General features: G+C 42.1%; 15 protein-coding genes. 9 read left to right on the forward strand and 6 right to left on the reverse strand.

Translation table 11 applies throughout. The features are described 5' to 3' along the window. Positions 1-109 precede the first annotated feature (109 nt). Positions 110-1,072, forward strand: a complete 963-nt coding sequence (locus OU792_RS03265) for a sodium-dependent bicarbonate transport family permease (protein WP_274669458.1) — start codon at positions 110-112, stop codon at positions 1,070-1,072. Here the strand turns inward: OU792_RS03265 and OU792_RS03270 are convergent. Continuing rightward, positions 1,060-1,488 (reverse strand): thiol-disulfide oxidoreductase DCC family protein, encoded by a 429-nt coding sequence (locus OU792_RS03270; RefSeq protein WP_134201903.1) that lies wholly within the window; start codon positions 1,486-1,488, stop codon positions 1,060-1,062. The genes OU792_RS03265 and OU792_RS03270 overlap by 13 nt on opposite strands. Next, a complete protein-coding gene (locus OU792_RS03275; protein ID WP_274669459.1) occupies positions 1,485-4,262 on the reverse strand; it encodes a T9SS type B sorting domain-containing protein in 2,778 nt (925 codons plus the stop codon). Before OU792_RS03275 ends, OU792_RS03270 begins: the two co-directional genes overlap by 4 nt. Before the next feature lie 314 nt (positions 4,263-4,576). On the opposite strand from OU792_RS03275, the gene OU792_RS03280 reads away from it, so the two are divergent. The 6 genes from OU792_RS03280 (at position 4,577) to OU792_RS03305 (ending at position 11,284) form a co-directional block, all read left to right on the forward strand. Continuing rightward, positions 4,577-5,260, forward strand: a complete 684-nt coding sequence (locus OU792_RS03280) for a succinate dehydrogenase cytochrome b subunit (RefSeq protein WP_274669460.1) — start codon at positions 4,577-4,579, stop codon at positions 5,258-5,260. Positions 5,261-5,289: 29 nt separating this feature from the next. Further along, positions 5,290-7,224, forward strand: a complete 1,935-nt coding sequence (locus tag OU792_RS03285; RefSeq protein WP_134201901.1) for a fumarate reductase/succinate dehydrogenase flavoprotein subunit — start codon at positions 5,290-5,292, stop codon at positions 7,222-7,224. Positions 7,225-7,242: 18 nt separating this feature from the next. Next, complete coding sequence (locus OU792_RS03290) at positions 7,243-7,992, forward strand: succinate dehydrogenase/fumarate reductase iron-sulfur subunit (RefSeq protein ID WP_026945459.1); 750 nt, start codon at positions 7,243-7,245, stop codon at positions 7,990-7,992. 338 nt (positions 7,993-8,330) lie between these two features. Continuing rightward, on the forward strand, positions 8,331-9,782 hold the full coding sequence (locus OU792_RS03295; RefSeq protein ID WP_274669461.1) for a sodium:solute symporter family protein: 1,452 nt from the start codon (positions 8,331-8,333) through the stop codon (positions 9,780-9,782). Next, positions 9,769-10,209, forward strand: coding sequence for a GNAT family N-acetyltransferase (locus tag OU792_RS03300; protein WP_024281459.1), 441 nt, complete (start codon positions 9,769-9,771; stop codon positions 10,207-10,209). The genes OU792_RS03295 and OU792_RS03300 overlap by 14 nt, the downstream gene beginning before the upstream one ends. A 1-nt stretch (position 10,210) precedes the next feature. Next, positions 10,211-11,284 (forward strand): alanine racemase, encoded by a 1,074-nt coding sequence (locus tag OU792_RS03305; RefSeq protein WP_100627993.1) that lies wholly within the window; start codon positions 10,211-10,213, stop codon positions 11,282-11,284. 1 nt (position 11,285) lies between these two features. Here the strand turns inward: OU792_RS03305 and OU792_RS03310 are convergent, their stop codons facing one another. From OU792_RS03310 to OU792_RS03320, 3 genes are all read right to left on the reverse strand, one after another. Next, positions 11,286-12,389: an SO2930 family diheme c-type cytochrome gene (locus OU792_RS03310; RefSeq protein WP_274669462.1), complete on the reverse strand. Its 1,104-nt coding sequence runs from the start codon at positions 12,387-12,389 to the stop codon at positions 11,286-11,288. Continuing rightward, positions 12,389-13,684, reverse strand: coding sequence for a parallel beta-helix domain-containing protein (locus OU792_RS03315; protein ID WP_274669463.1), 1,296 nt, complete (start codon positions 13,682-13,684; stop codon positions 12,389-12,391). Before OU792_RS03315 ends, OU792_RS03310 begins: the two co-directional genes overlap by 1 nt. A 77-nt stretch (positions 13,685-13,761) precedes the next feature. Further along, on the reverse strand, positions 13,762-14,322 hold the full coding sequence (locus OU792_RS03320) for a Crp/Fnr family transcriptional regulator (protein WP_035483143.1): 561 nt from the start codon (positions 14,320-14,322) through the stop codon (positions 13,762-13,764). A gap of 86 nt (positions 14,323-14,408) precedes the next feature. Here OU792_RS03320 and OU792_RS03325 point away from each other — a divergent pair, with 86 nt between their 5' ends. Further along, positions 14,409-14,957 (forward strand): outer membrane beta-barrel protein, encoded by a 549-nt coding sequence (locus tag OU792_RS03325; protein WP_024281464.1) that lies wholly within the window; start codon positions 14,409-14,411, stop codon positions 14,955-14,957. 314 nt (positions 14,958-15,271) lie between these two features. On the opposite strand, the gene OU792_RS03330 is transcribed toward OU792_RS03325, so the two are convergent. After that, positions 15,272-18,415 (reverse strand): PKD domain-containing protein, encoded by a 3,144-nt coding sequence (locus tag OU792_RS03330; protein ID WP_274669464.1) that lies wholly within the window; start codon positions 18,413-18,415, stop codon positions 15,272-15,274. A 160-nt stretch (positions 18,416-18,575) separates the two neighbouring features. Here OU792_RS03330 and OU792_RS03335 point away from each other — a divergent pair, with 160 nt between their 5' ends. Further along, complete coding sequence (locus tag OU792_RS03335) at positions 18,576-19,451, forward strand: LytR/AlgR family response regulator transcription factor (RefSeq protein WP_274669465.1); 876 nt, start codon at positions 18,576-18,578, stop codon at positions 19,449-19,451. Positions 19,452-19,488: the final 37 nt, after the last annotated feature.

Here is a 19,488-nt window from a genome sequence, read left to right on the forward strand (position 1 = left end):
ACAGACTCATTATTGCGGCTGTCTACCCATACGTGCAACATCACGAATAGTCATAAAAAAAAATTATGTTTTTGTTTTTTTTAAATTTTTTACCGCAAATCTTTGTCGCATGAATTTTGAAATTCTGATAAACAATCTCACCAACCCAAGTTTACTGTTTTTTGTATTGGGGATCTTAGCGGTAAGATTTAAATCTGATCTGGAGATACCACCTACCTCAGCTAAGTTTATTGCACTCTATCTGATGCTTTCCATTGGATTCAAGGGTGGTCAGGAGCTTTCCCACAGTGAATTTGATTTATACATCGTTTGGGCTTTGGTTTTCGGGTTGGTATTGTCGGCAGCGGTACCTATTTATACCTTCTTTATCCTGCGCACCAAATTGAATACTGCTAATTCGGCAGCTATATCGGCAGCGTATGGATCCATTTCAGCAGTTACTTTTGTAGCAGCAGCTTCCTTTTTGGATGCCCAAGGGGTCACATTTGGAGGGCATATGGTTGCAGTGATGGCTTTGATGGAGGCTCCTGCTATCATTTCAGGAGTGGTTTTGCTTAGGAAGTATTCGACAAAGAAAAAATCAAAAGGTAGTCTCAGTAAAATCATCAAGCATGCCTTTACGAATGGATCAGTATTACTGATTTTGGGGAGTTTGGTGATAGGTCTGATCGCTGATGAAAAGCAGGCGGAAGGAATCAAGCCTTTTGTCACGGATATTTTCAAAGGCTTTCTGGCAGTCTTCCTTTTGGATATGGGAATCAGTAGTGGCAGGAAGTTGAGGTCTTTTTTCAAAAATGGGTACTTCTCTACAGTTTTCGCCATATTAGTTCCACTAGTAAATGGTTGTATCGTGGCGGTGTTGAGCTATTGGATTGCACCGGCAGCAGGCGATCGATTTATCTTTTCGATTTTGGCAGCGAGTGCATCTTACATTGCAGTGCCGGCGGCCATGAAGCTAGCCAATCCCGAAGCGGATGAAGGTCTTTACATTCCCATGGCCTTGGCGATTACCTTCCCTTTCAATATCACCTTGGGAATGCCGATTTATTGGATGATCATTCAGTCTTTTTGAGAAAAATTTTCAGGGGAAAGAAATTTAGACTTTTCCTCGGGGGTCGGGAGCCGGCAAGTTTCTTTTTTTCCAAACCAACGATAGCGATTCCTTCCAATCCAATCATAAATCGGATCCCGAAGCCAGGCTGGTAGAATGATGAAGGCGTAAAAAAATGGCCAAAAGCCAGAAAGCTTTCTGGAAATCATTAATGCCGCCGTACTTCTGTAGTAAATATTGCCGTCTTCAAGAAGTACCAATGAATCAAGGTAATCCTCTTTGACATCATAGAAACTTAGGATTTTCTTAGAAAAATCATCCTGAAGCGCTCCTACTAAAAATTGGTTGTTTTTATCCCTTTTGATGATAAAATCGATGGAGCTATTGCAAAGATTGCACACTCCATCGAAGAAGATTATTGATTTTTGGCGATTCATCGAAGAATCTGAATGGTGCCTTTGAGTTCCTGCTCGCGCTGACTTGGATCTAAGACATCGAAGAATACTTTTCCTGAATAGAAATAAGTACCTGCAGCCAATTCATTTCCATTTTGGTCACGACCGTCCCACCGGATAAAGATGTCATTTTCGGCAGATTCCAGGCTGTTGTATCGGAATACCTCAGCTCCCCATCTATTGACAATAAATATTTCTACCCCTGTCACGAATCTAGGACATTGAGAGAATGGGTTGTCGAAGGCGATAAATGTGTCATTTAGACCATCACCATTCGGAGTAAAGGCATTTGGCAATTCGTAATTTGGGCAATTGTCTACGCAGACGACATTACTTGGCTCACTTTCATTACCCGATCTGTCCACCGCAGTGATGTAGTAACAGCCTCTGTAGGTTGGAAGGTTATTGATTCTTGTAGCCAATTCTAGCGAACTCAATTCAGCCACCAATTCAAACTGACCTTCTTCTCCATCTGGGGTGAAATAAAGTCTATATCCAGCTAGTTCGTCATCACAATCCCCGGAGAAATCAGGTTCCCAGCTCAAATCATGAACAAACGTGTTGGTGTTGCAAGGCTGTTCTGCTAAATAAGCGGAGCATTCAGGACCTTCGAAAGTAAGGACTGGAGGACAGGGGAGTCTATTGTCATCAGGTTTGGCACAGACAATTTGAGATTTGTTTTCCAATGGATAAACAAGCCCTTCCACATTGTAAGCACCTTTGGTGACGACATAGTAACAATATTCGATATCCCTGACTAATGGAATACCGTTGAAGCTGCCATCGTCCAGGAAGACAAAACCGCTTTGGGTGACATCCACTTCAGCAATGAGCTCAAAAGTATCTTCATCCTGAGCATCCGCATCGGTTCTATTTCGGTATACCTCATGCCTAAATTCTGAGATGGAATTATTCCAAGGTACGTCAAATGTCCAATTTAGCTCGATAGCTTGATTGATAATACTTGGTTCTAATCGAACTGAAGAAGCAGTGGAGGAGGTGTCTATTTTGGTACCGTTGTCCAGGAGGATAACTTTGTAGTTATAGACCAGATTTTCTGTGTTTAGTCCGGTGTCTGTAAATAAAGTATCACTTGTCGTCCCCAGGCTTACTCGATTGCTTGTCCCTGTAAAGCCATCTTGTCTGATGAGCTCATAGGTGTAAGGTCCAGGGAATTGTGTTTGATCAATATCATAGGGAGGAGTCCATTTTACAAAGATTTCTCCATTTTCAGTATCTGTTTCTTCTACGCTTACATTCGTGATGATCGGTACATCTACGTCGATCGTGATACAGATTTCTTCGGAAACGATACTCTCGCCAAGTCTTGGTTCTGGAAAGGCTGCCACCAATCGGTAGCAATAAGTATTTCCGGGAGCTAAACCTGCACCGCCATTCAGATCTGTGAAATTAATCGTCTCCATATCCGTGGTTCCGATTAGCTCAAAACCCGGACGGATTCCTGTCTCGCAACTGTCCGGAACATAAGGGTCGGAGTTGATTCTTCGCCAAACCTGCATTTCGGAAGCCGAGTTTGCACAGACGTATGGATCCCAGGTGAGATCTACGGTTCTACCTTGTTGCTGTTCCAAATCATCCCAGACAGGTGGAGGTCCGATTACCTTGATTCGCCAAGTTTTCACATCCACCAGAGAAGGTCCCGAACGGGGTTGATCCGTAATTCTTACTCGTACATCATATTCCCGTGCACGTACATGGTTGCAAACTGTCTGCCAATTGAAATCGATCACGGCGGGGGAAGACTGAAATGCCTCTTCTGGACTATAGGAGGCAGGAGAGGTAGTAATTTCCATAGGTTCGCCGAAGACTTCAATTTTCACCGGATCGCCATCAGGATCTTGACCTTGAATAATTTCTTCTATCAGTGTTCCAGCTTCCACACAGAGATCAGGCGGCAGAATCAATTCGGGGCGTCTATTATTGGAGTTTTCAATGATGATTTGCATATCCCGAACCACATAGCCGATCTGAGTCCATACGCCATCAAGTTTTCGGTATTCTTTAATGCGGAAAGCCACATTAAACTGTCCGGCAGTACCAGGGGCATCCCAAATCAAGTCACCGAATATTTCATCAATTCCAAAAAGAGCCGGAGTCGCTCCTGATTCCTGATTGGTAGAAAACTCAGCGACATTTGGGTCACGGTAGTTATTTACCGGTCTTTGGAAAGCTTGTTTTGGGATATCCAATTCATAAGCCAAGCTATCTCCATCCGGATCAAAAGCTCCTGCATTGTGAATGAAACGAACATTGACCGCTCCATTGTCCACAGGCGGAATAGTGAGAACAGGGGAGTTGTTTACTCCAATAAATGGATCGATGGTAATCTGGGTTTCAACATAAAAAGGTGTATCCACCGAATTATCCATGTTAAGTGTTAAGTCATTTCTGTTGAATTCCTGAAAGCGAATCGTATAAGTTCCGGGTCCCTGAAATGTATGTTCAATCACAAAGGTGTTTTTTTCCACTTGCGGGGCCACAAGCTCAACTAAGGAAAAGGCACTTTCCGTATTGAGTTGCTCTTCTCTGCCATCTCCGAAATTGATTACCCCTGGACCAAATACCACATTGGACCGGGTATCGGTATATCCAACGACAGTGATCAGATAGGTTAAAGTTTGCACGGAAATCCGCTCTGCAATGATTTCTCCTGCCCGAATGTGAGTGGCCCAAGCCTTGGAAGCACTCAAAAGCAGAAGGCAAAAAAATAGTGGTAAGAAATGATTGAGCTTCATATTTTTCAAGTTCTCTATTGTTGATCAAAACACCTTTTGCCGGGCAAAGGTTACCGAGCAATATGGTTTGTATATAAACTCTTTACGAAATAAACGGAAGAAAGTAGAAAATCCTTTCAATATCAAACAATAAAATCAAACAGTAGGTTATTTTGATGTGATTTTATGGGTAAAAGACTCTAAAATCGCACAAATTATTTAGAACCTTTTAAAATAAGATTGGGCTTGACGAATGGATTGTTTACTAGCTGTTCGGGGCGTAAATTTGGCTCCAGTTTAGAAAAACAAGTTCGTTTTAACCAAAGAAAAAATCTATGAGTTGGGTTACAAAAACCTTGAATAGCACCTTGGGTCGGAAGCTTCTAATGGCTTTGACAGGATTATTTCTCATTTTGTTTTTGGTAGTTCATTTGGCAGGAAACCTACAATTGCTCATTCCTGACAATGGCGAATCCTTTAACATTTATGCAGAGACTATGGCCAACAACCCTTTCATCCGGGTTGTATCCATCGGAAATTTCGCGTTTATCTTGATCCATATCATTTACGCGGCAGTTCTTAGTCGACAAAACAAAAGTGCTCGACCAGTCAACTATGCTACTTCAAAAGCAAGCACAAACAGTACTTGGTCTTCCCGAAATATGGGGATTTTGGGTACGGTGATTCTGATTTTCTTGATCATTCACTTGAGAGGTTTTTGGTATGAATTCAAATTTGGAGAGATGCCGACCGCTGAATATGGAGGTATGATTTACAAGGATGGGTTTAAAATTGTTTCTGAAGCGTATTCCAACATCCTGTATGTCGTGATCTACGTGGTGTCTATGGGCTTCCTTGCGTTTCACCTTTCACATGGATTTGCCAGTGCTTTTCAAACCCTTGGGTTAAACCATGCCAAGTACTCACCATTGATCCAAAAAATAGGTGCAGGTTTTTCGATCTTGATTCCAGCACTTTTTGCGCTGATTCCGATCGTAATGTATATTCAGAGCTTATAAACTGATAAAGGAAAATAAATCAAATATAGATGATACTAGATTCCAAAATACCAGCTGGTCCGTTAGCGGAAAAATGGACTAAGCATAAATTCAACATGAAGCTGGTCAATCCGGCAAACAAACGAAAGTACGATGTAATCGTGGTGGGGACAGGATTGGCAGGCGCTTCAGCAGCCGCTTCCTTGGCAGAGTTGGGATACAATGTCAAAGCTTTCTGTTTCCAGGATAGCCCTCGACGTGCGCACTCTATCGCAGCGCAGGGTGGAATCAATGCAGCCAAAAACTACCAAAATGATGGAGATTCCGTTTTCCGTCTTTTTTATGACACCATCAAAGGAGGTGACTACCGCGCAAGAGAAGGCAATGTCTACCGATTGGCGGAAGTATCAGTTAATATTATTGATCAATGTGTAGCGCAAGGTGTTCCTTTCGCGAGAGAATATGGTGGACTTTTGGCTAACCGCTCATTCGGTGGAGCTCAGGTATCCCGAACATTCTACGCTAGGGGCCAAACCGGACAGCAGTTGTTGCTTGGTGCATATTCTGCACTTAGCCGTCAAGTTGCTAATGGTAAGGTGAAGCTTTACCCACGTACCGAAATGATGGACGTGGTAAAGATAGATGGACATGCAAGAGGTATTATCACCAGAAACCTCATCACAGGAGCCATCGAAAAGCATGCTGCTCATGCAGTTCTCCTTTGTACCGGTGGGTACGGAAACGTGTTTTTCCTCTCTACCAATGCGATGGGATCCAATGTGACAGCCGCTTGGAGAGCACATAAGCGTGGTGCTTACTTCGCTAATCCTTGCTATACTCAAATTCACCCTACTTGTATTCCTGTCTCTGGAGATCATCAGTCTAAGCTGACATTGATGTCTGAGTCTTTGAGAAATGATGGTAGAGTATGGGTACCGTCAACTGTCGAAATGGCTGAAAAGCTTCGTAAAGGACAGATCAAAGCAAACGATATTCCCGAAAACGAGCGAGACTATTACCTAGAGCGGAAGTATCCTTCATTTGGTAACCTAGTACCTCGTGACGTGGCTTCCAGAAATGCCAAGTATGTATGTGATGAAGGTAGAGGAGTAAACGAAACAGGAGAGGCAGTTTTCTTGGATTTCCGAGATGCTATCAAAAGAGACGGAGAAGATACCATTCGTGCGAGATATGGAAACCTCTTCGATATGTATCAGCAGATCACAGGTGAGAATCCATATCAAGTACCGATGATGATTTATCCAGCTGTGCACTACACAATGGGTGGTCTTTGGGTGGATTATAATCTTAGCACTACGATTCCTGGGTTGTACGCATTAGGAGAAGCAAACTTCTCTGACCATGGAGCCAACCGACTAGGTGCGTCTGCCTTGATGCAGGGCTTAGCAGATGGCTACTTCGTGATTCCTTACACTGTTGGGGATTATTTAGCTCAAATTGGACCAAGTCCGGTGAATGCTGATCATCCTGAGTTTGATAAGTCTATTCAAGAGGTAAAAGACAGGATCCAAAAACTACTGAGCATCAAGGGAAGTAAGACAGTTGACTATTTCCACAAAAAGCTTGGTAAAATCATGTGGAATGAGTGCGGAATGGCTCGAACTGCGGAAGGACTAAAGCAGGCTAAAGCAGATATTAAAGCCTTGAGAGAGGAGTTTTGGAAAGATGTGAAAGTCCTTGGAGAAAACGAAGAACTTAACCAGTCTTTGGAAAAAGCACATCGAGTAGCTGATTTCCTTGAATTGGGAGAGTTGATGATCGATGATGCATTCAACAGAGAAGAATCTTGCGGTGGTCACTTCCGAGAGGAGTACCAGACTCCAGAAGGAGAGGCGCTAAGAGACGATGAAAACTTTGCTTACGTCGCTGCTTGGAAATACCTTGGAGAGGGTCAAGAGGAAGAGCTTCATAAAGAGCCTCTTGAATTCGAAAATGTGAAATTGACTCAGCGTTCGTACAAATAATTAAAGATCAAAATTCATATGAAATTGACATTAAAAGTATGGAGACAAAAAAACAATGCTGATAAAGGCGGTTTTGTTTCCTATCCTATAGATGGCATATCCAAAGACATGTCCTTTTTGGAAATGATGGATGTGCTGAATGAACAGCTTACAGAAAAAGGGGAAGATCCCGTTCACTTTGATCACGATTGTAGAGAAGGAATCTGCGGTATGTGTTCCTTACATATCAACGGAAAGCCTCACGGTCCTCAGCAAACCACTACTTGCCAATTGCACATGCGGTCTTTTAGTGATGGGGAGACCATTACGATCGAACCTTGGAGAGCTAAAGCTTTCCCGGTTGTAAAAGACTTGGTAGTAGACCGCTCTGCTTTTGATAGAATCATCCAAGCGGGTGGCTATGTATCTGTCAATACCGGTGGTGTGCCAGATGCCAATGAGATTCCGATTCCTAAGAAGATTGCTGACGAGGCATTTGATGCGGCGACCTGTATCGGTTGTGGTGCGTGTGTAGCTGCATGTAAAAATGCTTCAGCGATGCTCTTCACTTCTGCTAAAATCTCCCAGCTTGCTATGCTTCCTCAGGGACAGGTAGAGCGAAAGGATAGAGCAGAAAAAATGATCGCTCAAATGGATGCAGAAGGATTTGGTGCTTGTACCAATACTGGTGCTTGTGCTGCTGAGTGTCCAAAGGGTATTTCCCTGACAAACATTGCGCGAATGAATCGGGAATACTTTACTGCTGCTGTTACGACCGAAAACGTTTAATAAAAATAACTTCAGAAAGAGAGCCGGAGAAATCCGGCTTTTTTTGTTGTATACGATTTAGGGCTTTTGATCTATTTGGTTTTTGAAGGTGCCGGTTTTTACCCCATTTGGAGAGAGATAAACATCGTTATCATAACATTGTAGCCTGTAGAAAAAATATGGTTTTCTCGTACTGGAGACTTGAAAGGTTTAAAATAGATTTTTAACTATTCTAATTTCAAATTGGATAATTATATCAAAATAAGTCTAAAAACCCAATTTTATTTCATTTTTGAGCCCTTTTCATTAACTTTAAAAAATTATATTTTAAAATTCTTTGATACAAACCCAATTACATAATGCATTGGATAGATCTGGTGATCTTTGTTGTTTACATGCTAGCTATGCTCGGTGTGGGCGTTTTTTTTATGCGCAAGAATACCGGGCAGGAAGATTATTATGTAGGAGGTAGAAGTATTGGTTCTTGGCATATCGGCCTCTCCGTCGTAGCTACGGATGTAGGTGGAGGTTTTTCAATTGGTCTTGGAGGTCTAGGCTTTATGATGGGGATATCCGGATCCTGGATGCTATTTACTGGACTTTTGGGAGCTTGGATTGCAGCAGTTTTATTGATACCGCGCGTAAAATCCGATCCGGCTTTTGCCAAGTTTTTCACCTTTCCACAAATTATCGGATACTTATATAATTCCACCACAGCAAAGGTGGCTGCCATCATATGTTTTTTGGGCTATTTAGGCTTTACCGCCTCACAGCTTTTAGCAGGTGCCAAATTAGCATCAGGAACCTTTGAAACACTTGACCTGCACACGGCTCTACTGATTATGGGGGCTATTGCTGTGGTTTATACCGTAATGGGAGGTCTAAAGGCTGTGATTTACACTGATACGGTTCAGTGGATTATACTTATGCTCGGATTAATGTTTATCGGGATTCCAATGGCTTATCGCTACGTAGGAGGATGGCAAACCATTCAAGAAACAGTTCCTTCAGAGTTTTTCTCCTTTGGGAATCTTACTTGGCAGGATTTATTCAATTGGGCCATAACGATTATTCCCATTTGGTTTGTGGGAATGACTCTCTATCAGCGAATTTTTGCTGCCAGAGATGTGAAATCCGCCAAGAAGGCATGGTTTATCGCTGGATTATTTGAATGGCCCATCATGGCCTTTATGGGTGTTAGCCTTGGTTTACTAGCGCGAGTGGCAGTGGAGCAAGGAGCTTTGGATGGTTTTACCACCGCCATGGATCCCGAGATGGGATTACCGGTATTGTTGAGTCAAATTCTTCCTGCGGGCATCCTTGGCCTGATGATGTCGGCTTATTTTTCTGCAGTATTGTCAACAGCGGATTCCTGTTTGATGGCTGCATCCGGTAATCTGACTACTGACTTGCTGGGTAATTCTAAAAAGCCCCGAACCCATCGCTCCGAGATGAGACTTTCTCAGCTAATTACCTTTTTAATTGGCGTGGTGGCTATTCTTTTGGCCTGGCAAATGAACGAAGTGCTCAGCTTAATGTTATATTCTTATGCATTTATGGTTTCGGGGCTGCTAGTCCCCGTTGTAGCTGGCCTGTTTTTTGGAAAAAGAAACTGGAAAGCTGCTGTTACTTCGATGATTCTAGGAGGTTCTATTACAGCCGTCCTTACCTTTTTGGACCTAGAAATGCCACTAGGGCTAGACCCGAACCTCTATGGTTTGACAGCCTCTTTGATCGCCTTTATAGCGATAGATAAAATTGATACTAATGTTCATCCTGAAATAATAAATAAAGAATATGATAAAGCTTGAGACCCTATCAGCGATAGATAATGCCACCTTTCTTCAAAAGAATGAAATTGCCGACTTTTTGGTTGAGCATTTGGGGAAATATGGGGATCCTAAAGAGCATGTGATGAAATGCCTCGATTATGCATTGGACCAAAGTCTGCATGCTGGAGGATTTGTAGTCGTAGCTCGTGAAAATCAAAAAATAGTCGGAGCCCTCGTCATGAATCAGACAGGCATGTCAGGTTACATCCCGGAGAATATTTTGGTATATATAGCCGTAGATGCTGCCCAAAGGGGCAAAGGAATTGGAGCTAAGATTATGGATTCAGCAATCAAACTGGCCAAAGGTGATATTGCCCTTCACGTTGAGCCGGATAATCCAGCCAAAAGACTTTATGAGCGTTTAGGCTTTACGAATAAGTATTTGGAAATGAGATTGAAAAAATAAGATGGCTTATTTGACCTTAAATCGAACAAAACTTAAAGACAATTTCGAGTTTCTCAAAAAGAAATTCAATGAAAATGGCGTGGCTTGGGGAGTAGTGTCCAAGCTGATGTGCGGGAATAGACTTTTCTTACAGGAATTGATCAGTCTAGGAGTGGATGAGATTCATGATAGCCGAATCAGTAATCTTGCTATGGTGAAACGCCTCAACCCTGATGTACAGACGGTATACATCAAACCTGTTTCCAAGCGGAATGTAGGTAAAATGGTGGAGTTTGCGGACGTCAGCCTGAATAGTGAATTGGAGACCATTCACTGGATTAGTGATGAAGCTGTGAGGCAGGATAAAAAGCACAAAATTATCATTATGGTAGAAACCGGTGACCTCCGAGAAGGGGTCATGGGAGAGCAGTTGCTTGATTTTTACTCTCAGGTTTTCAATTTGCCGAATATTGAGGTGATTGGACTGGGGACCAATCTCAATTGCCTAAATGGGGTCATGCCTTCTACGGATAAGTTGATTCAACTTGCACTATACAAGCAAATCATCGAATTGAAGTTCAATAAAAAAATACCTTGGGTATCTGCAGGTACTTCTGTGACCATCCCATTGATGCTTACACAGCAGCTACCAAAGGGAATCAATCACTTCCGAATTGGGGAGACCCTCTATTTTGGAGTGGATCTTTTCGAGGAAAAGGTGATTGAAGGAATGCATGGAGATGTTTTTGAACTGCATGTGGAAATCATCGAAATGCAGGAAAAGCCATTACTTCCAGTTGGGAACCTAGCTGCGAATCCTCAAGGTGAAGTAGTGGAAATAGATGAAAGTCTCTATGGAAAAACCTCCTTCCGTGCAATTGTAGATATCGGGCTACTGGATGTGGACCCAAAATATCTGATGGCAGCCGATGATTCGATTGAGATACTAGGAGCTTCCTCGGATATGCTGATCATGAATTTGGGAGAGAATCCAAATAACTATCAGGTAGGTGATGTCCTGACTTTTGACCTGAAATATATGGGCGCCTTGGGCATCCTCAATTCTAACTACGTGGATAAAAAAGTGATAGACTAATTCACTTCATCTCATTGATCCAAGCACGGATTAGTTCCACTCCTTCTTGATGGATGCTCGTTCTTCCGATTTCTGGCATTGCTACTCCTACTGCTGTGCTATTCATCCGGTGAACGAGAATAGATTCATCGGCTTTGCCCGGAACAATATCGAATTGATGACTGCCTGCGCCATTTCCCGCTGCTACTGGCGTTTTGTTTATTCCCAATTTGAGAGGATCTGTTTGCTCATAGCTTAAAAATAAGCCTGATGTGGAAGCAGGTCCTTCTTCCCGATGACAATGTGCACAATTGATGTCTAAGTAGGCCTTGGCTCTGTCAGCTAAGGGAAGGCTTTCGTTGCTGTAATCCACCATGCTAGGGTGATTTTCAACGCCTTCAAATCCCTCTAACTTCCCGATTTCTGTCCAATAGGCCAATTGATTGATCTTTCTACCATCAAAGTCCTTTTTGTGATTGAGATGTTTTACTTCTACTCCCAAAGGATCGAGCTTCTCGTTTTCATTGTGGCAAGTCTTGCACTGGTTTTTGTTTGGGATGAGGTAATTGATGACCTGATCTTCACCTTTTTCATTTACAAAACTTACCGTCGTTTCTCCGCCTACTACCTTGAGTTTGGCATCAGTTTGACTGTCATTCCAAATATAGGGAAAAGCTTCCCAGCCCTTTTCCTGATGAATCATTAAGCGAGTTTCGATGATTCGCCGTTTTCCTTCGGGTTTAGAATAGTCTTCAGGATAGTAGAAATTTTTAATCAAAACACTCCCTACTGGCAGGGTAAGTTTTTCATTTATGATAGCTGCCTTGGAGTCTTCCGGCATCCAAACAAACCTGCTTTTTAAGGCATAATCGGTGAAAAGTGAAGAGGCAGGTTCATATTCGATTAACTCCTGGCTTGGATTTAAGCTTTTTAAATCTCCCTCAAAGAAACCGTAGGTAGAAAGCCAATCATAGGGATACATACCATCTGCTTCCTCGTGATCTTTTTGTGGGTCAAAGACAATTGATTGCTCGACTTGATCTTCTTTCTGACAAGAAAAAAAGAAGACAAGCAAAAAACTCAAGGATAAATAAGAAGCGATATTTTTCTTTGAAAACCGAGTCATTACTTACTTGATATAAATGAAACGTCAGTAGTCACATTTACCTGACAATTTGAGAAAGGAGAAACATCAGCTGAGCTTTTAATGTTTTCTTCACCTTCACTGAGGTCAAATTGTGTAAAATAAAGGTTTTCCACACCAGGTTCAGAAATACAGATATTCATGGGGTTTTGGGCAATGGAGTTACCTCTACTTTCATCAAAGATGCCATCGTAGACAATATCTTGAGTCTTGGCTTTCCCATGAGCATTGTAAATACTTACTAATTGGCCCAATTCCCGACTAAGGTCCGGAAATCCACCGCTTCTGTCATAGCTGTTTCCGTGAAGGAAAATATCATGCGTGTATGGAGACCAGTTTGGAGCGTCAGTTGGGAAACCGGTAACCTGATAACTGGCGATGGCTACTCCCACCGTTTTATTTCTTAGAATTTCATTATCAAATACTTCCACTTCTTTGGCAGCAAGAAGAACAACTCCAGAACCCGGAGGAATCATGGTTACCGTATTACCATTTGGCCCTTCACCAATGGGTGTTGCGAAGTTTTTGTGGTTATTGTCAATGATTTTATTGTTGTAAATCTTGGTGCCTTTTCCATCTGACTTAGGAAGTCCCGGAAGGTTGAAAACCAGAACCCCTCCTGAATTATTCCGGGCGGTATTTCCAAAGACTTCAGCATTATCGCAATTTTCAATTTCAATTCCCGCCACATTTCCATAGGCCAAGGAATTCTTTACAATGATATTTTCAGACTGTCCTACATAGATTCCTGCATCTCGCGAGTGGGCAGCAATGCATTCATCAATGACCACATTTTTGCACTGTACAGGATAAAGTGCGTAGGTTCCATTTTTGGACTTGTCGCCATGAGTCCAGGTGGCATGTACTCTTCGAAGGATCAAACCATCTGTGTGTTGGGCTTTGATCCCATCCCCAGGTGCATCTTCTATGGTTAGGTCTTTGACCGTGATATTTTTACCCACGATTTTCATTCCTTCTCCTCCGGTTTTCAGATTTCGAAATGAAAGAACAGTTTTTTCCATTCCTGCACCTTGAATCGTGATATTCTCTTTGCTGTCAAGAATCAGTTGGGTTTTGAGGTCAAAAAAGCCTTCACCAATTTCTATGATCGTACTGTCTTCGGCAAGAATGAAATCCTCTACCACTTTTTCGACTTCCTCTGCTGAACGTTTTTCGAGAAGGCTCGAATCAAAAAGTTGTTCATTGCTTGTCTCGCTACAAGATGTAATGATGACTAGTAGAAAAAGGCTGAAAAAGGGGATGTATTTGGCTTTCATAGTTTTGGGTTTCGCATTAGGGTTGCTTCAAAACTACTTTTTTTCAACCTAAACTAGCCTTGACAAAAGTCAAAATGTCAGATTTTGGCACGGACACGACTGAGTGTTTCGATCGTCATGTCTAGAAATGAAGCAATGTGTCCTACGGATGCTCTTTGAATAATTTTGGGCTTTTTTTCCATTAATTCCAAATACCTTTCTCGGGCAGATTTGAATTTGGAGAAAATCATCTGCTCTTCTAATGCGATGTAATATTTCTCCAAAATCATCCGATATACTCGTTCGAGATCGGGGAATTTTTTGAAGCATTCCTGTAAGTCGTTGTACGAAATTCGATAAAGCAAAGACTTTTCCAGCGTCTCGATCGTTTCGTAGCTAGGACTTCGGGTGATAAAGGAGTGCATTGCCGTGACAAATTCACCTTCTAGGGAAAATGACACCGTGATGTCGCGGTTTTCTCTGATGTAAAAACTCCTAGCTGAGCCTTCTGCGATATAGTATAGGTATTTGCTCACTTCCCCTGCTGTCTCAAGCTTATAGCCTTTTTCAGCCTGTATTTCTTCTAGCTTGCTGATAAAGAAGTTTCTTACATCCTCACTGACTTCAGTGATGTTTTCAAACAGGGTAGGTTTTGTCATAGTTGAGGAGAAAAAATATCCAATAAACTGTCCACTTCCGGGATTGATCTAGTAGTTTTATCGGGAATTTAAAACATAAAGCAGATATGAGAAAGATTTTGACTGTTTTCTTCCTTTTGGGATTGGTTTTTTCTGCAAAAGCTCAGTTCGGAGTTCGTGCTGGATTGTCTTCGGCTAATTTCTCCGACACGAATTTTAATGCCAATGTTGGCTTTCACGTAGGGGGCTATTATCGGTTTGGCACTAGTCTTTTGGAGGTGGAACCAGGGATTCAATTTGGGCAAAAAGGCTATGAAACCAATAATCCGACAAATGGTAACGTAATTACAGAGACCTTGAATTATGTAGATGTTCCTATTCTTTTCCGACTTAATTTTCTTCCTGCCATCAATGTCTTTGGAGGACCACAGTTGAGTGTTTTGGCATCGAGAAATTATGAGGAGCCCGGAAATGTCCAAACTAGTACCGAGCCGATAAGAGGGTATGACTTAGGTGCTGTAGTAGGTATTGGTGGGTATATTCCCGGAGGAATCAATTTACAGTTGAGCTATGATTTGGGCTTGAGTAGCTTAAATTATTTCAATACCGATGTGAAAAATAGAGTGTTGAAAATATCGGCTGGATTTGATTTTTAAGTTCAAGTCTTACAAATCTTAAGCATTAGGGACCCAGCCAAAAGCTGGGTTTATTTTTTGCTTGGTCAGGATTTTCTCTTAATGCTTTTTACCACAAACTATCACCTGTCAAATTCGGTTAGGGTTTAGTTAAATGTTTGATTAAAGAAGGTAGGTCACTTTTCCATGTGTGATAGAGTGGGAACTGATGCGAATTCGGGAGTGTTTTGGGCCTAGTAAAAGTGTTGTTTGAGACCAGCAAATCAACCGTATATCAATTTGTTTTTAGGCTATGAGAATCAGCTGTAAAGTCTTTCACTTGATTTAAAATTGAGCTATTTAATTTTAATTACTGATCCGCTTTGAGACTCCCTGACTATTTGATCGTTTAATACAAATTCATAATCAATCCGATAGGAGTAGGTTCCCGGGGGACTATTTTTCCCATCAAGGCTTCCATCCCATGCTGAGATCCCTGAGTAGATCAACTGACCCCATCGATTGAAGATTGAGAGACTGTAGTTCAGTTCTCCACAATTTGAGATTGGGCCGAAGGCTCCTTGATCAGGATCGAAACCCGTAGGGAGCCGTAGAATGGGAGCTGTCTCTTCCAACCTTATACTTCCGATACCGACGCAGCCTGATGCATCCCTTACTTCCACTTCATAAATTCCTGCTTCAAGATTTTGATTCAATTGACCGATGTTTCCATCGCTCCATTCGTAAATATAAGGTGCGGTGCCTCCTATCAACTCAGCGATCAATTCCCCATTGGATTCCTCGGGGCAGGGATTTTTTATCACTGTAAGTGCAACTTCTAAAGGGGTTGGTTCGCTTAAAGTCACATTGAGTTTTGTCTCGCAATCATTGGAATCAATAATGAGTAAAGTAAATGTTCCACCTCCCAAATTTTCTAAAGTGACCTGATTTTGATCGACGGGTATAAGTGGGTCTGAGAGTCGATAGGGTGGGGTGCCTCCCTCTATCTCAAAGGATAAACTTCCGTCTGTATTTCCAAAACAGGAAGGGTTTTCTTGCCTCAAAATAGATGCTTCCAAAGCGGCGGGTTCGCTGATTTCTAGGTTCTCAAGGGATATTTCGCATCCTTGGCTATCTTGAATAATAACCGAATAGCTACCAGGGGCCAAATTTGAAGCAGAAGCAGCGTTAAGGTTTTGATCATGAGACCAGAGGAAGGTATAGGGAGGAATACCACCTTCTACCTCCAGATTGATAGACCCATCTCCCGATCCAAAGCAGGTCACATCTGATAAACTCAATAGTTTTGCTTCAAAGCCAGTATTCAGTGCAACTGTTAATTCTGGAGATATGCCCTCACAAAACTCATCTAAAGTGCTGGATTCTCTGTAGCTCAAAACTCCTTGACTTTCGTTTTCATCCCATCTGACCAAAACTTCAGGTCCAGTATTGCCACCAATAAAAACACCTCCACTGATCTCCCATTCATAGTTCCGATTGGGAACGGTCTGGGCTACGTTGTAGGTATATTCCAGATTCAAATCACAAATAAAATCCAAGCCAATAGGTGCCTCTGGCTCAAGTTCCTGCTTGATGACCACCGCCAGCTCCACTTTTTCTCCTGGACATCCATTAGTTCCAACCGGAGTAGCTTGCACCAAAGCCTCAGAATTAGCTACTCCCCATCGGATGATCGCCTGCTCATTGGTTTGTGAGATCACTTCTCCACCTACCGCATTCCAGAGGACTTCTTCTATTTCACCTTCACCTTCAAAAAAGTAAGTCAATTCTTCCACTTCAGGACAAGAGGTAAGTGGGCCTGTGAGTTCACCACCTAATTCCTGGACTTCTACCTCAAACTCGTGCAATTCAGTTTCTTCGCATCCACTCGCATCTATCGAAGCAAGAACTTTGACCTTATAAATTCCAGGTTCCAGGTAAGTATGAGTCACTTCCTTGCCTGTTTTGATAGCTGAATCATCTCCAAAGTCCCAAGTGAAAAAAGTATAGGAAGGATCGGAAATATTAACCAACCAGGTTCCTTCCTGATCGATACAGGCTAATCGAGGCGAGCCCGTTGTCAGTTCATCAAAACTTGAAAGAATTTCGTATTGCTCGTTTTCAAAGTCTTTCCCAAAGTCAACTGCATAAGACTGTGAAGGCCCAACAGCATAAAAATACCCGGAAAAGCCTGATGGATTACTTAGCGTATGCAAGCCTGGAGAAAGGATAACTTGAGCATATGAAAAATCAGCATTATTGACAAAGGGTTGAAACTCATCAGCAACGAACTCTCCATCAATTTCCATTTGTGGGACATTTTCTGTGCGAGTAACTAGCTGGGCATAGTGGAAAAGTGTGGAAAAAACTCGATGGAAATTGATGGTAATCTGTGTCTTGGTGGTTTCAAATGGGGAGTAATTGACCATTTGGGGGTTACCATAATTATTCACATTGGCTGGTGAAAGCACCGAGTTTTCGTCCAGAATTTCGCAAGAGTATGATTTTCCGAAGCCAAACACACCAACAGGTTTATTGGAGGTGTATTGGAGAGCCAGATTGTTTTGGATATCCAGTTCCAGATACTCACCGGCATTGATGGTCCCCATCAAATTAGCCCCGCTGTAGATTTCCGTGTCGTCAAAGGCCGCTATGAATTTCACCAACTCACCCAAAGCCCGATCTTTAAGAGGGATGTGAAAATAATTGGTGCCCCAAGCCGAAACGGGTTCATTTTGATTAAAAATGTGAGATGTGGAAAAGGGACCGCATTCCGGATCTCCTATGTCGGCAAATTTGTTTCCGGAAAAAACGGCAATTCGAGCACATTCTTCTGCGGAATTAATGACTGAAATCTCTGTGCCCGTCAAATCTCCCTTTGATTTCATCTGGTAAGTCTCTCCTTGATTGAGTGTGATTGTAAATGGATTCAGAGAATTTCCTATGGGAGAACTTGGGACAATTCGAATATCAGTATTGTCCTTTGTCCCTACGATGAGAATCTGGCTTTCATTATTGAATTGCCTTTCAGATAGCCTGATTCCCTTGGTTTGATTTTCAAAATGGGAGGCGGCAAAGTAGGTAGAGCCCAATTGATCCAAAGGTAAAACCAAGGTGCCATCAAATGAATCAGGCTTCATATTGATAGCGTAAACTGATATTTCTCCTTCAGAATAAATATGAAAGCCCTTATTTTCAACTACTCGATTTGTTTGGACGATCAGACTGGCGTTGCTTTCAAATATATATTCTTCACCAAGTGCCAAAGCGAAAGGGACAGCGTTTCCATCATATTCTATCCTTCCCTCGACTTGATCCTCCAGAGCTGTGATGACCAGAGTAGGGACCACCGGTGGGCCTTGCTGGAGATTGTCCATGAACCCTACATAATAATGATTGACTTCTTTGGTGTCAGGCAGGACTTGTGCGATTACACTTGATAATTGAAAAATGGATAGACTTACCCAGTAGAAAATTAAATTGAAAGCTGATCTGAGCATTGAGGGCTTCTGAATAACTTGCAATTAAAGGCTTTTGCTTAAAGAAGTTACGAAGACTTAGTAAAATCCGTTACAAGGTCTTTTTTAAAGCTCTGGTAAAAACACCAATTGACTGGAATATGAAAACGGAAGAGAAAGCATAATTTCTTATAGTTGTATCATGAATCTAAAGTTCTGGTCTAAGCCTCATCCCTTTATTTTTGACTGGAAAAGCGTGCTGATCCCCGGATTGGTGACTTTTCTAATATTGGGAATTTACGCGCCTTTCGGTCTGGGTGAAATGGAAGATAGCTGGCGTTGGGGCTTTGCCGCTTCCATTGCGGCTGTTGCTGCTTTCTCTATCTGGGGAATTGTGACGCTCTTGAGGGTAGTAGTCAGTCAGGAATACTTAGATGAAAAATGGACTTTGGGGAAGGAAATTCTGCTGATTTTGACCGTGCTTCTGCTCATTTGCTTGTCGGTTTTTATTGCATTTGTCAGTCTTGGGTTTTCGGATCAGCCGATAGTTGATGTTTTCAAAGATGTAGTATTGAAAACCCTTTTGGCCAGCTTTTTACCTGTAGTTATTTTAGTACTGACAGAGCAATATCTGGAGCAGCGGAAGCAACTTAAAAAAATCAAATCCCTGGCTGCACATTTTCCAAAGGAAAGTAGTGAAGCTAAAAAGGACCAGACCTTTCCTGCGTCAAATCATTTGATCGTTTTGGAAAATGAAAATGGAAAACCATTGGCCAAGCTTCCCGCTGAGGAGATAATTCTCTTTCAGAGTGAAGGCAACTATTTGGAAGTTTTCCATCTTTCTAAGGAGGGAGAGCTTCGAAAAATACTTATCCGAAATACCTTAAAGACTTATGTGGAGCGACTTCCTGCAGAAGATTTTTTTCATGCTCACAAACGCTTTTTGGTCAATCGCCACCGCATAAAAGAACTACGTGGCAATTCCCGAAACTACGAAATACGCTTGGAGTCCTTTCCGGATTGGGTGCCTGTATCTAGAAGTAAGTCCCAAGACTTATTGGCTTTTTTTAAATCCTAGGTTTGCCGCTTTCCCTTTCGTAACAAACTCTTCCAAT

Source organism: Algoriphagus sp. NF, assembly GCF_028823735.1.
GTDB lineage: Bacteria > Bacteroidota > Bacteroidia > Cytophagales > Cyclobacteriaceae > Algoriphagus > Algoriphagus marincola.

Excerpts from the sequence above, each read along its gene's own strand:
- OU792_RS03265 (WP_274669458.1), top strand. The coding sequence starts at position 110 with ATGAATTTTGAAATTCTGATAAACAATCTCACCAACCCAAGTTTACTG.
- OU792_RS03270 (WP_134201903.1), bottom strand. The coding sequence starts at position 1,488 with ATGAATCGCCAAAAATCAATAATCTTCTTCGATGGAGTGTGCAATCTT.
- OU792_RS03275 (WP_274669459.1), bottom strand. The coding sequence starts at position 4,262 with ATGAAGCTCAATCATTTCTTACCACTATTTTTTTGCCTTCTGCTTTTG.
- OU792_RS03280 (WP_274669460.1), top strand. The coding sequence starts at position 4,577 with ATGAGTTGGGTTACAAAAACCTTGAATAGCACCTTGGGTCGGAAGCTT.
- OU792_RS03285 (WP_134201901.1), top strand. The coding sequence starts at position 5,290 with ATGATACTAGATTCCAAAATACCAGCTGGTCCGTTAGCGGAAAAATGG.
- OU792_RS03290 (WP_026945459.1), top strand. The coding sequence starts at position 7,243 with ATGAAATTGACATTAAAAGTATGGAGACAAAAAAACAATGCTGATAAA.
- OU792_RS03295 (WP_274669461.1), top strand. The coding sequence starts at position 8,331 with ATGCATTGGATAGATCTGGTGATCTTTGTTGTTTACATGCTAGCTATG.
- OU792_RS03300 (WP_024281459.1), top strand. The coding sequence starts at position 9,769 with ATGATAAAGCTTGAGACCCTATCAGCGATAGATAATGCCACCTTTCTT.
- OU792_RS03305 (WP_100627993.1), top strand. The coding sequence starts at position 10,211 with ATGGCTTATTTGACCTTAAATCGAACAAAACTTAAAGACAATTTCGAG.
- OU792_RS03310 (WP_274669462.1), bottom strand. The coding sequence starts at position 12,389 with ATGACTCGGTTTTCAAAGAAAAATATCGCTTCTTATTTATCCTTGAGT.
- OU792_RS03315 (WP_274669463.1), bottom strand. The coding sequence starts at position 13,684 with ATGAAAGCCAAATACATCCCCTTTTTCAGCCTTTTTCTACTAGTCATC.
- OU792_RS03320 (WP_035483143.1), bottom strand. The coding sequence starts at position 14,322 with ATGACAAAACCTACCCTGTTTGAAAACATCACTGAAGTCAGTGAGGAT.
- OU792_RS03325 (WP_024281464.1), top strand. The coding sequence starts at position 14,409 with ATGAGAAAGATTTTGACTGTTTTCTTCCTTTTGGGATTGGTTTTTTCT.
- OU792_RS03330 (WP_274669464.1), bottom strand. The coding sequence starts at position 18,415 with ATGCTCAGATCAGCTTTCAATTTAATTTTCTACTGGGTAAGTCTATCC.
- OU792_RS03335 (WP_274669465.1), top strand. The coding sequence starts at position 18,576 with ATGAATCTAAAGTTCTGGTCTAAGCCTCATCCCTTTATTTTTGACTGG.